The following is a 12,855-nucleotide window of genomic DNA, read 5'->3' on the forward strand; positions in this document are numbered from 1 at the left end:
TCTGCAAAAAAGGCCGATTGCTCGGCTTTTTTGTTCGTAGGATAGTCGCTTCAGCCGATCTTCTGCCCGGTCTTTGCCCAGTCGGCGAGGAACAGTTCCAGGCCCTTGTCGGTCAGCGGGTGCTTGACCAGCGCCTTGAGCGTCGCCGGCGGCGCGGTGATGACATCGGCACCGATCAGCGCCGCCTGCTTGACATGGTTCACGGTACGCACCGAAGCGGTCAGGATTTCAGTCTGGAAGTCATAATTGTCGTAGATGGTGCGGATATCGGCAATCAGCTCCATGCCGTCCCAGCCGCTATCGTCGATGCGGCCGACGAAGGGCGAGATGAAGGAGGCGCCGGCCTTGGCGGCGAGCAGCGCCTGGGTGGCCGAGAAGCACAGCGTGACGTTGACCATGCGGCCGTCCGACCGGATGTCCTTGCAGGCTCTCAGGCCGTCGAGCGTCAGCGGCACCTTGATGCAGACATTGTCGGCGATCCTGGCCAGGATCTTGGCCTCCGCCATCATGTCCTTGTATTCGGTGGCGACGACTTCGGCCGAGACTGGGCCCTTGACGATCTCGCAGATCTCTCTTGTGACGTCGGCGATCTTGCCGCCGGATTTCAGGATCAGCGACGGATTGGTGGTTACGCCGTCGAGCAGCCCCAAATCGTTCAGCTCGCGGATTTCCTTGACATCGGCGGTGTCGACAAAAAATTTCATGGCGGTCTCCTGAAGATTTTTCATGTGCACGTCATGCACATTTGGGGTCGGACTTTGATCTAGACCAAAGTCGGGGCAAGGTCACGCCTCATGATCGAAGATTCGCCCTTTGTCGCGGCCGCACCGGTGCTGGTGCCGATGCCCGCCGAGCGCCCCTACACCTATGCCGTGCCGGCTGGCATGCGCGTGGTGCCGGGCTCGATCGTGCGCGTTCCGCTTGGGCCCCGCCAGGTCGCCGGCATCGTCTGGGACGGCGCCGTCGAAAAGGTCGACGCGAAGAAATTGCGGCCGATCGAGCAGGTTTTCGACTGCCCGCCGATCGACCGCGCGATGCGGCGTTTTGTCGATTGGGTGGCGCAGTACACGCTGTCGCCGCCCGGCATGGTGGCGCGCATGCTGCTCAGGGCGCCGGAGGCGTTCGACCCGGAGCCGTGGATCGAAGGGCTGCAGCGCACGTTCGCCAAGCCCGACCGGATGACGGAGGCGAGGACGCGCGTGCTGGAGACGGCCGAAGGCGGACTTGCCTGGACGCGATCCGGCCTGGCGCATGCGGCAGGCGTGTCGTCGACGGTGGTGGACGGGCTGCGGGTGCAGGGCGTATTCCAGACGGTGATGATCCCGCCGCGGCCGGTGGTCGCAGCACCCGATCCCGGCTACGCCGTGCCTTCACTGATGCCCGACCAGAGCGATGCCGCCGAGACGCTGCGCGCCAATGTCGCGACCGGTACATTCGGCGTCACCCTGCTCGACGGTGTAACCGGATCCGGCAAGACGGAGGTCTATTTCGAGGCGGTCGCGGCCGCGCTCGATCGCGGCAAGCAGGTGCTGATCCTGCTGCCGGAAATCGCGCTGACCCACGCCTTCCTCGAACGCTTCCAGGAGCGGTTCGGCGCCAAGCCGGCGGAGTGGCACTCGGACCTGCCGCCAAGGATGCGCGAAAAGGTCTGGCGGCAGGTAGCGGAAGGCGGCGTGCGGGTCGTCGCAGGCGCGCGCTCGGCGCTGTTCCTGCCATTCAGGGAGCTTGGACTGATCGTCGTCGACGAAGAGCACGATCCCGCCTACAAGCAGGAGGATCGCGTCTTTTACAACGCGCGCGACATGGCCGTGGTGCGCAGCCATATCGGCGGCTTTCCGGTCGTGCTCGCCTCGGCGACACCGTCGGTCGAAAGCCGGGTCAATGCCAGCCAGGGCCGCTACAGCAGGGCGGTGCTTTCGGCGCGCTTTGCCGAGGCGGCACTTCCCGATCTCAAGACGATCGACATGCGCCGCGCGCCGCCGGCACGCGGCGGCTTCCTGTCGCCTGTACTGCTCGGCCATATACGGCAGACGCTGGAAAGAAAGGAACAGTCGCTGCTGTTCCTCAACCGGCGCGGCTATGCGCCGCTGACGCTCTGCCGGGTCTGCGGCCACCGCTTCGGCTGTCCGGTCTGCTCGGCCTGGCTGGTCGAGCACCGCTTTCGCGGCCAGCTCGTCTGCCACCACTGCGGGCACAATGAACGCCGGCCCGAAGCCTGTCCGGAATGCGGCACGCTCGATCATCTGGTCGCCTGCGGGCCAGGCGTCGAGCGCATCGCCGAGGAGGTCGTCGCGCATTTCCCCGATGCCCGCACCATCGTCTTGTCGTCCGACCTGATGGGCGGCGTGCGGCGGCTGCGGCTCGAGCTTGAAGCCATCGCCAATGGCGAGGCCGACATCGTCATCGGCACACAACTCGTCGCCAAGGGCCATAATTTCCCCAACATGACGCTGGTCGGTGTGGTCGATGCCGATCTCGGCCTTGCCAATGGCGACCCGCGCGCCGCCGAGCGCACCTTCCAACTGCTCAGCCAGGTGACCGGCCGCGCCGGCCGCACCGGCAAGAAAAGCCTCGGCCTGCTGCAGACCTTCCAACCCGACCACCCGGTGATGCGCGCGATCGTCTCAGGCGATGCCGAGGCCTTCTACGAGCGCGAGATCGCCGAGCGTGAGCGGGCGGGGCTGCCGCCCTTCGGCAGGCTCGCCGGCGTCATCGTCAGCGCGGCGACACGGGCCGAAGCCGAAGGGCACGCCCGTGGCCTGCGTCGCGCCGCGCCGCAGGCCAGCGACCTGTTCGTGCTCGGCCCGGCCGAGGCGCCGCTGTCGTTGATCGGCGGCCGCCATCGCTTTCGCCTGCTGATCCAGGGCGAACGGCGCGCCGACATGCAAGGGTTCATTCGCACCATGCTGGCCGAGGGACCGAAGATAAGGGGCTCGGTGCGAGTCCAGGTCGACATCGACCCGCAGAGCTTTTTGTGAAGGGGCTCAGAGGACAGGCTTCCGTAAATTGCCGATGCCCATCTGGCGTATGTCTCTTGCTTCGTTAGAATGCCCGAAATTTTGAATATCCATTTACGAGGGGACAACATGGAATTTGCGTTTCCGTGGCCGATGAGCCAGGGCGAGTGGCTGGCATGGTCGAGCGCCGTGGTGACCTTGCTGTTCGGCCTGCTGCTGTTCCTGGCGCCAGGATTGGCCTTCCGGATCCTGCGGCTGCAGGTCAGACCGGAGAAGGCAGCGGCGATCGCCGAGGGGCGCGGCCGGATGTCGGGCTTCTATCTCGGCCTCAGCCTGTGCTGCATCCTCCTGGCGCAGCCGCTGCTCTATATGGCGCTCGGCTTCTCCTGGCTGTTCACCGCCTTCGGCCGGCTGCTGTCGATGATGTCGGACGGCGCCAACACGCCGTTCAACTGGGCATCCATCGTCGTCGAGCTGGTGCTGGCGGCGCTGCCTCTGGCCTTCGCCTTCGGCTTTTTGCCCTGAATCAGGGATCAATCCGGGGTTGGTTGCTGAACTCGGCCGGCGGATGCGACAATAGTGCCTGAAAACCATGCCGGACGACGCATTGCGGTCTGAAAATGCCTGTGCTAGACGGCAATCGACTTTCGACCGGGGATAGCGGAAGCCGCGCCTCCGTGCTTGGAAAAATGCAGTAAGGTCAAAGATTTAGCCAGAGTTTTTGCTCGCGCCAACAATCTGCGGCCTGTCAGACAAGAGAAAAGACGGTCCGTGGCCCAATCGTCATCGCCAATCTCAGGTGTCGCAGAACGCTATGCGGGTTCGCTGTTCGAACTCGCGCTGCAGGCCAATTCGGTCGCCAGCGTCGAGGCCGACCTCAATAGGTTCGAAACGATGCTCGAAGGCAGCGCTGACCTTTCGCGGCTGATCAGGAGCCCTGTCTTCTCCAGCGAGGACCAGGCCAAGGCGATCGCCGCGATCGCCGACAAAGCGGGGATCACCGGCCTCACCGGCAATTTCCTGCGCGTCGTTGCCCAGAATCGCCGGCTATTTGCCGTGCCCGGCATGATCAAGGCGTTCCGCCAGATCGCCGCCGAACACCGCGGCGAGACCGCCGCCGAGGTTACCTCGGCGCATGCGCTGACGCCTGCCCAGGAAACCGAGCTGAAGGCAGCGCTGAAAAGTGTCGCCGGCAAGGATGTGGCGATCACGGTCACCGTCGATCCGTCGCTGCTCGGCGGACTGGTGGTCAAGATCGGCTCGCGCCAGATCGATACGTCGCTCAAAACCAAACTCAATTCGCTCAAGCTTGCACTGAAAGAGGTCGGCTGATGGACATCCGCGCCGCGGAAATTTCCGCAATTCTGAAAGACCAGATCAAGAATTTCGGCAAGGAGGCCGAGGTCTCCGAAGTCGGCCAGGTGCTGTCCGTCGGTGACGGTATCGCCCGCGTCTACGGCCTCGACAATGTCCAGGCCGGCGAGATGGTCGAGTTCCCCGGCGGCATCCGCGGCATGGCGCTCAACCTCGAAGCCGACAATGTCGGCGTTGTCATCTTCGGCGCCGACCGCGACATCAAGGAAGGCGACACCGTCAAGCGCACCGGTGCCATCGTCGATGCGCCCGTCGGCATGGGCCTGCTCGGCCGCGTCGTCGACGCGCTCGGCAACCCGATTGATGGCAAAGGCCCGATCCAGGCCACCGAACGCAAGCGCGTCGACGTCAAAGCGCCCGGCATCATCCCGCGCAAATCGGTGAACGAGCCGATGTCGACCGGCCTCAAGGCCATCGACGCGCTGATCCCGGTCGGCCGCGGCCAGCGCGAACTGGTCATCGGCGACCGCCAGACCGGCAAGACCGCGATCATCCTCGACACCATGCTCAACCAGAAATCGGTGCACGACAACGGCCCTGAGAAGGAAAAGCTGTACTGCGTCTATGTCGCCGTCGGCCAGAAGCGCTCGACGGTGGCGCAGTTCGTCAAGGTCCTGGAAGAGCGCGGCGCGCTCGACTATTCGATCATCGTCGCCGCGACCGCCTCCGATCCGGCGCCAATGCAGTTCCTGGCGCCGTTCACCGCCTGCACCATGGGCGAATATTTCCGTGACAACGGCATGCACGCGCTGATCAGCTACGACGACCTGTCGAAGCAGGCCGTCGCCTATCGCCAGATGTCGCTGCTGCTGCGCCGTCCGCCGGGCCGCGAAGCCTATCCCGGCGACGTTTTCTACCTGCACTCGCGCCTGCTCGAGCGCGCCGCCAAGCTCAATGACGAAAACGGCGGTGGGTCGCTGACGGCGCTGCCGATCATCGAAACGCAGGCCAACGACGTGTCGGCCTATATCCCGACCAACGTCATCTCGATCACCGACGGCCAGATCTTCCTGGAAACCAATCTGTTCTTCCAGGGCGTGCGCCCGGCGGTCAATGTCGGCCTTTCGGTGTCGCGCGTCGGCTCCTCGGCGCAGATCAAGGCGATGAAGCAGGTTGCCGGGTCGATCAAGGGCGAGCTCGCGCAGTACCGCGAAATGGCTGCTTTCGCGCAGTTCGGCTCCGATCTCGACGCCGCCACGCAACGCCTGCTCAACCGCGGCTCGCGTCTGACCGAGCTGTTGAAGCAGCCGCAATTCTCGCCGCTCAAAGTCGAGGAGCAGGTCGCGGTGATCTTCGCCGGCGTCAACGGCTATCTCGACAAGCTGGCGGTCAACCAGGTCGGCAAGTTCGAGCATGGTCTGCTGTCGCATATGCGCTCGGCCGGCAAGGACGTGCTCGACGGCATCCGCAAGGAGAAGGCGCTGTCCGACGATCTGCGCGCCAGGCTGAAGGCAGAAATCGACGCCTTCGCCAAGACCTTTGCTTGAGCAGGACGGACGGGATCAGGTTTGAAGCATGCCTTCGTTAAAAGACCTTCGTAACCGTATCGCCTCGGTCAAGGCGACGCAGAAGATCACCAAGGCGATGCAGATGGTCGCCGCGGCGAAGCTGCGTCGCGCGCAGGAAGCGGCGGAAGCGGCGCGTCCCTATTCGGAGCGCATGGGCGCGGTGCTGGCCAATATCACCCAGGCGATCGGCGGCGGCGGCGATGCCCCGGCGCTGATGACCGGCACCGGCAAGGACGACGTGCATCTGCTTGTCGTCTGCACGGCCGAACGCGGTCTGTGCGGCGGTTTCAATTCGCAGATCGCCCGCTTTGCCCGCGACCACATCCGCAAGCTTCTGGCCGACGGCAAGCAGGTCAAGATCATCTGCGTCGGCAAGAAGGGGTTCGACATATTGCGCCGCGACTACGGGGCGCTGATCATCGAGCGTGTCGACCTGCGCGAGGTCAAGACGCTGGGCTTCGTCAATGCCGATGCCATCGCCAAGAAGGTGATCCACCTGTTCAACGAAGGCGGCTTCGACATCTGCACGCTGTTCTATTCGCAGTTCAAGTCGGTGATCAGCCAGATCCCGACGGCGCAGCAAATTGTCCCGGCGGGCGCGCCTGCGGCTGGCGCGGAAGTGAAGGACGGCGGCAGCGCCGTCTACGAATACGAGCCGGAGCCGGGCGAGATCCTCTCCGATCTCATCCCACGCAACATTTCCGTGCAGGTTTTTCGCGCGCTGCTCGAGAATGCTGCCGGCGAGATGGGCGCCAAGATGAGCGCCATGGACAATGCGACGCGCAACGCCGGCGACATGATCAACAAATTGTCGATCACCTACAACCGCCAGCGGCAGGCGCAGATCACCAAGGAATTGATCGAAATCATTTCGGGCGCCGAGGCGCTCTAGGCACGCCCACAAGGAGGTCATCGACCTCAAGCGTGTGAGAAACAAAGAGACGAAAAGGGTAAAGACGATGGCGAAAGCAGCGACCCCGAAGACGGCAGCCCCTAAGGCCGCGGCACCAGCGAAGGCTCCGGCAGCAGCAAAGGCCGCTCCGGCCAAGAAGGCGGCAGCAACCAAGGCCGCCGCTGTGAATACGCCGGCCGCCACCATCAAGAAAACCGGCCTGGCAGGCAAGGTTCGCCAGGTCATCGGCGCCGTTGTCGACGTCCAGTTTGGCGAACATCTGCCGGCGATCCTGAACGCGCTTGAGACGATCAACGTCGGCAATCGCCTGGTGCTAGAGGTGGCCCAGCATCTCGGCGAAAACACCGTGCGCTGCATCGCCATGGACTCGACCGAAGGTCTGGTCCGCGGCCAGGACGTCTATGACACCGGTGCACCGATTACCGTGCCGGTCGGCCCGGGCATGCTCGGCCGCATCATCAACGTCATCGGCGAGCCGGTCGACGAGGCAGGCCCGGTCGACGGCATCGAGATGCGCTCGATCCACCAGCCGGCGCCGACCTATGTCGAGCAGTCGACGGAAGCGCAGATCCTGGTCACCGGCATCAAGGTGCTCGACCTGCTGGCCCCCTATGCCCGCGGCGGCAAGATCGGCCTGTTCGGCGGCGCCGGCGTCGGCAAAACGGTGCTGATCCAGGAACTGATCAACAACGTCGCCAAGGCGCATGGCGGCTTCTCGGTGTTCGCCGGCGTCGGCGAGCGCACCCGCGAAGGCAACGACCTCTATCACGAGTTCATCGAGTCCGGCGTCAACAAGAAGGGCGGCGGCGAAGGCTCCAAGGCCGCGCTCGTCTATGGCCAGATGAACGAGCCGCCGGGCGCCCGCGCCCGCGTCGGCCTGACCGGCTTGACGGTTGCCGAATATTTCCGCGACCAGGGCCAGGACGTGCTGTTCTTCGTAGACAACATCTTCCGCTTCACGCAGGCGGGCTCGGAAGTGTCGGCGCTGCTCGGCCGCATTCCTTCGGCCGTGGGCTACCAGCCGACGCTGGCTACCGACATGGGCGCGCTGCAGGAGCGTATCACCACGACGACCAAGGGTTCGATCACCTCGGTGCAGGCGATCTATGTGCCGGCCGACGACCTGACCGACCCGGCACCGGCGACCTCGTTCGCCCACCTCGACGCGACGACCGTGCTCAACCGCGCGATTTCGGAAAAGGGCATCTATCCGGCCGTCGATCCGCTCGATTCGACCTCGCGCATGCTCGACCCGATGGTTGTCGGCGAAGAGCATTACCAGGTCGCCCGCCAGGTGCAGTCGATCCTTCAGCGTTACAAGTCGCTGCAGGACATCATCGCCATCCTGGGCATGGACGAGCTGTCGGAAGAGGATAAGCAGACCGTGGCCCGCGCCCGCAAGATCGAGCGCTTCCTGTCGCAACCCTTCTTCGTCGCCGAAGTGTTCACCGGCGCACCGGGCAAGCTGGTCGACCTCGCCGACACCATCAAGGGCTTCAAGGGCCTTTGCAACGGCGATTACGACCATCTGCCGGAGGCCGCCTTCTACATGGTCGGCGGCATCGAGGAAGCGGTCGAGAAGGCACAGCGCCTGGCCGCCGAAGCGGCCTGATGGTGAATGGTCAATAGTGAATTGTGAATGGGGAGTAGCGGATAGGAAATCGGGGCTGAGTGAAGGTCATTCTTTCTGACCGTTCACCATTCACCATTCACCAGTCGCTAAACTGATCATGCCTGAAGCTTTCAAATTCGAACTGGTCTCGCCGGAGCGCCTCTTGGTTTCCGAGCAGGTCGAATCCGTCGTCATTCCGGGCGCCGAAGGCGAGATGACTGTCATGGCGCATCACGCGCCGGTCATGACCACAATCAAGCCGGGCGTCGTTACGCTGAAGACCGCGCAAGGCAAGGAAGAGCGCTATGTGGTGTTCGGCGGCTTTGCCGACATCGTTCCGGCCGGCTGCACGCTTCTGGCGGAATCGGCGGTAGCCGTCGGCGACATCGACCGCGCCGACCTTGCCCGCCGCATCCAGGAGGCCAGGGAAGACGCCGCCGACGCCAAGGACGACCAGACCCGCAGCAAGGCCGAGCAGTTCCTCAACCAGCTTACGACGCTTGAAGGTGCGCTGTTGCCGGCGTGAGTTCCGGTCAAATGACTAACTGAAAAAGCGGGCTTGCCCCGCTTTTTTGTTTGGTGGACAGTCTGGCTGCCTTGGCGTGGGGGGTGGCCGATGACAGAACAAGCAGTGCAACAAGAAACTATCTCGCGATCCAGATGGTCGACGGCCCTGGTTTCGGCCTTTGGCGGCCCGTTTGGCGGGTTCCTCTGGATCGGCAGCGGCAAACTGGCGGTCGCCAGCCTGGTGGTGATCAGCGTCGTCGTTTTCGCGCTTATTTACATTGGCTTTCCGGTATTGCCTGGCGTCGATCTTGCTTGGTGGGCCAATTTTTCAGGGATCGGTTTGATGGCCCTGTGGGCAGCGATCGTTGTTCCCTTCGCGCACCGGTTCAAGCCGGACAGATGGTACGCGCGTGGGCTTTCGGTGCTGGTGCTCGTCTTTCTGACCTCGTATCCGGCTGCATTCGCAATACGCGCGTTCCTGCTCCAGCCTTTTTCGATTCCCTCCAGCAGCATGGTGCCGACGTTGCAGGAAGGCGACTATCTCTTCGTCTCCAAAATGGCATACGGCTACAGCCGCTACAGCGTGCCGTTCAACTTGCTTCCCGTTGATGGACGTATATTCGGCGCGGAACCCAAAAGGGGAGATGTGGTTGTCTTCAAGTTCCCGCCCGATCCGAGCGTGGACTACATCCAGCGGATTGTCGGCCTTCCCGGCGAGAAGATCCAGATCATCGACGGGGTGCTTCACATCAACGATGTCGCGGTGGGACTCGACGATATTGGTACTTTTTCGTCCGACGAGTTCTCGAGAGCCAAGCTCCAAAGCGAAACCTTGCCGGGGGGTGTCACCCATTCCGTTCTCAACCTCACCGACAACTCGATCGGCGACAATACGCGCGTGTTTGAGGTGCCCGCAGGCCACTACTTCGTGCTTGGCGACAACCGCGACAATGCCTCCGACAGCCGGTTCAGTGTCGCGTTTGTTCCCTATGAAAATCTGGTCGGCAAGGCCCTGCGGCTGTTCTGGAATTCCAAAGGTACCGATTATTCGTCTCGACAGACGCTGAACGGCCAGGCGAGCAAGTAGCTCAAACTGTCAGTGCCTCTACTGCGCGCATGACGCCGCGCAGTTCGGCGAGGCCCTTCAGGCGGCCGATGCAGGAATAGCCGGGGTTCACCTTCTTGCCGATGTCGTCGATGATGGCGTGGCCATGGTCGGGACGCATCGGCACCTGCCAGTCCGCCCTGCCGGCTGCCTTGCGCCGCCGCTCTTCGCCAATCAGCGCCGACACGACCGCCACCATGTCGGTGTCGCCGTCGAGGTGCTCGGCTTCGTGGAAAGAGCCGTCTGGCTCCTTGGTGACGTTGCGCAGATGGGCGAAATGGATGTTTTCGGCGAAGGCCTTTGCCATTGCCGGCAGATCGTTCTGCGCGCCCGCGCCATAGGAGCCGGTGCACAGTGTCAGCCCGTTTGCCGGCGAAGCGACGGCGTCGAGCAGCGCGCGGGCATCGGCTGCCTTGGAAACGATTCGCGGCAGGCCGAACAGCGAAAAAGGCGGATCGTCGGGGTGGATCGCCATCCTGAGGCCGGCCTCTTCGGCCACCGGCACGATCTCGCGCAGGAAGGCAAACAGGTTTTCGCGCAGGCCTTCGGTGGAGACGTCCTTGTAGAGGTCGAGGGCGCGGCGGAAGCTTGCCCGATCGAAGATGAATTCGCGCGCCGGGACCCAGCCGATCAGGTTGCGCTCCAGCCTTGCCTTGTCGCTGTCGCTCATCCCTTGCAGTCGCACACGCGCGGCCTCGACGCGGGCCGGTGGGTGATCGGCCTCCGCCCCTTCTCGCTCAAGGATGAAGACGTCATAGGCGCAGAGCTCGACGACATCGAAGCGCAGCGCCGTGCCGCCATGCGGCATCGGGTAATCGAGGTCCGTCCGCGTCCAGTCGGTGATCGCCATGAAATTATAGCAGACGGTGTTGATACCGGCGGCGGCGACGGCGCGGATCGAGGCCTTGTAATTGTCGATCAGGCTGCGCCAGTCGCCGCTGCGGGTCTTGATGTCCTCATGCACGACGATGCTCTCGACCACGTCCCAGGTCAGCCCTGCTGCCTCGATCTCGGCCTTGCGCCTGGCGATCTCGTCTGCCGGCCAGGCGCGGCCGTCGTTGAGGTGGTGCAGCGCGCTGACGATGCCGACGGCGCCGGCCTGACGGACATGGGCAAGCGTCACCGGATCGTCCGGCCCGAACCAGCGCCAGGTCTGTCTCATGGCTTCTCACTCCCTATGCCAAGCGCCGCCAAAGCTGCGGCAGTGCCGCCCCGCCGCAGGCGCTCGAGATGGGCTGCCGTCAGATCGATCAGTGTCATGCGGTGGGAATGGTCCTTGGCGAAGCCGGCGAGATCGAATATCGCTGTCACCGTCTCATCAGCCGGCCGGCTGCCGAGCGACGTAAGCCGAGCGTCGATCGGGTCGGTAAAATGGGCTTCCGGCAAGGTTTTGCCGCGCGCCTCGCAAGCGGCGATCCAGGCCGCCACCACCAGCATGAGATGCGCGGGCGGGTCACCGGCGCCCAGTCGATCGAGGGCCGAGGCGACGATGCGCTGCGGCAGCTTCTGGCTGCCGTCATTGGCGATCTGCGCCGTGCGATGGGCGAGCGCCGTGTTCGAATAGCGTTCGGCGAGCTGGGCCGTGTAGCCGGCCGTATCGAGCCCGGCGTCCTGCGGCAGCGTCGGGATCGCCTCGGCCCATAGTCCGTCGACGAATTGCCGGATCGCCGGATTGGCAAAGGCGCGGTCGACCGTGTCGTAGCCGCTGAGCAGGCCGAGATAGGCGATTGCCGAATGCGAGCCGTTGAGCAGCCGCAGCTTCATGTCCTCGAAGGGCCCGACGTCGCCGACCATGGTGACGCCGAACTTTTCCCAGGCCGGCCTGCCAGCCGGGAAATCGTCTTCGACCACCCATTGGCAGAACGGCTCGGTCATCACCGGCCAGGCATCCTCGACGCCGAGCTCGACGGCGATACGCGCCCGGTCGGCGTCGGTAGTCGCCGGCACGATACGGTCGACCATGCTCGACGGAAACGCGACGCCGTCGGCGATGTGTGCGGCGAGCCTGGCATCGCCTGAAGTGGCGAGCCTGGCATCGCCTGAAGTGGCGAGCCTGGCATCGCCTGAAGTGGCGAGCCTGGCATCGCCTGAAGTGGCGAGCCTGGAATCGCGCAGCGCGGCGAATTCGACCAGCAGGCGGTGCAGCGTGGCGCCATTGGCCGGAAGGTTGTCGCAGCAGAGCACGGTGAAAGGCTGGATGCCGGCGGCACGGCGGCGCGACAGCGCTTCGGTGAGAAAACCATGCGCCGTCCGTGGCATTTGCGGGCTAGCCAAATCATGGACGATGTCCGGATGGGTGCTGTCCAAACCGCCGCCGGCTGCTCTCAGATAAGCCTTTTCGGTGATCGTGAGCGTGACGATGCGGGTGCGCTGATCGGTCAGGGCGGCGAGCACCGCAGCCGGATCTTCCGGCGCCACCAGCAGCGACAGGATCGAGCCGACGACGCGCAGCTCTTCGCCGATGCTGCTCCTGATCGCCAGCGTGTAGAGGCCATCCTGCGGCGCCAGTGCGTCGCGCGTGTCAGGACTGCGCAAGGACACGCCGACAATGCCCCAGTCCGCCTCGCCCGCCGCCAGGCAGTCGTCGACATAGGCCGCCTGGTGGGCGCGATGGAAGGCACCGACGCCGAGATGGACGATGCCAGGTGCGACGCCGCCGCGGTCGTAGCGCGGAATCGCGACCGAAGCCGGCAGTGCCTTCAGCGTGCTGTTGGAAAGGCGTCTATTGGTCATTGCGCCACGTGTCTGATCGAGATTGTTGGGTCACTGCTGTCAGGCGGCGTAACACCCGATGCCGTCACGCACAATGGGCAATGGCCGACGAAAAGTCATCATACAACAACCCAGTTTTTGTATGTTGACATTATTTCTTTCCAACC

At 64.1% G+C, this 12,855-nt stretch carries 11 protein-coding genes; 8 read left to right on the forward strand and 3 right to left on the reverse strand.

All coding sequences use genetic code 11. The annotated features are described in order from the left end of the window. Window positions 1-50: 50 nt before the first annotated feature. A complete protein-coding gene (gene fsa, locus NKI29_RS13480; protein WP_023678103.1) occupies window positions 51-704 on the reverse strand; it encodes a fructose-6-phosphate aldolase in 654 nt (217 codons plus the stop codon). 90 nt (window positions 705-794) lie between these two features. Between fsa and NKI29_RS13485 the strand changes: the two genes are divergently transcribed. From NKI29_RS13485 to lepB, 8 genes are all read left to right on the forward strand, one after another. Further along, entirely contained in the window at window positions 795-2,978 is a 2,184-nt protein-coding gene (locus NKI29_RS13485; protein ID WP_023678102.1) for a primosomal protein N', read from the forward strand. 108 nt (window positions 2,979-3,086) lie between these two features. Beyond that, on the forward strand, window positions 3,087-3,482 hold the full coding sequence (locus tag NKI29_RS13490; protein ID WP_023678101.1) for an AGROH133_08824 family phage infection protein: 396 nt from the start codon (window positions 3,087-3,089) through the stop codon (window positions 3,480-3,482). Window positions 3,483-3,728: 246 nt separating this feature from the next. After that, window positions 3,729-4,289, forward strand: coding sequence for a F0F1 ATP synthase subunit delta (locus tag NKI29_RS13495; protein WP_023678100.1), 561 nt, complete (start codon window positions 3,729-3,731; stop codon window positions 4,287-4,289). Then, window positions 4,289-5,818 (forward strand): F0F1 ATP synthase subunit alpha, encoded by a 1,530-nt coding sequence (atpA, locus tag NKI29_RS13500; protein WP_023678099.1) that lies wholly within the window; start codon window positions 4,289-4,291, stop codon window positions 5,816-5,818. Before NKI29_RS13495 ends, atpA begins: the two co-directional genes overlap by 1 nt. A gap of 28 nt (window positions 5,819-5,846) precedes the next feature. Then, window positions 5,847-6,731 (forward strand): F0F1 ATP synthase subunit gamma, encoded by an 885-nt coding sequence (locus NKI29_RS13505; RefSeq protein WP_023678098.1) that lies wholly within the window; start codon window positions 5,847-5,849, stop codon window positions 6,729-6,731. Between the two features lie 67 nt (window positions 6,732-6,798). Continuing rightward, complete coding sequence (gene atpD, locus NKI29_RS13510; RefSeq protein WP_023678097.1) at window positions 6,799-8,364, forward strand: F0F1 ATP synthase subunit beta; 1,566 nt, start codon at window positions 6,799-6,801, stop codon at window positions 8,362-8,364. A gap of 118 nt (window positions 8,365-8,482) precedes the next feature. Beyond that, window positions 8,483-8,890, forward strand: a complete 408-nt coding sequence (locus NKI29_RS13515) for a F0F1 ATP synthase subunit epsilon (RefSeq protein WP_023678096.1) — start codon at window positions 8,483-8,485, stop codon at window positions 8,888-8,890. Window positions 8,891-8,980: 90 nt separating this feature from the next. Next, window positions 8,981-9,958: a signal peptidase I gene (gene lepB, locus NKI29_RS13520; protein ID WP_502894512.1), complete on the forward strand. Its 978-nt coding sequence runs from the start codon at window positions 8,981-8,983 to the stop codon at window positions 9,956-9,958. Window position 9,959: 1 nt separating this feature from the next. Here lepB and uxuA read toward each other — a convergent pair whose 3' ends face one another. Together uxuA and NKI29_RS13530 are read right to left on the reverse strand one after the other, a co-directional pair. Next, window positions 9,960-11,138 carry a mannonate dehydratase gene (uxuA, locus tag NKI29_RS13525; protein ID WP_352569527.1) on the reverse strand — a complete coding sequence of 393 codons (1,179 nt, stop codon included), beginning with the start codon at window positions 11,136-11,138 and terminating at the stop codon, window positions 9,960-9,962. After that, entirely contained in the window at window positions 11,135-12,709 is a 1,575-nt protein-coding gene (locus tag NKI29_RS13530) for a mannitol dehydrogenase family protein (protein ID WP_352796481.1), read from the reverse strand. The genes uxuA and NKI29_RS13530 overlap by 4 nt, the downstream gene beginning before the upstream one ends. Window positions 12,710-12,855: the final 146 nt, after the last annotated feature.

The sequence above is a fragment of the Mesorhizobium sp. M0678 genome (genome assembly GCF_040320505.1).
Lineage (GTDB): Bacteria > Pseudomonadota > Alphaproteobacteria > Rhizobiales > Rhizobiaceae > Mesorhizobium.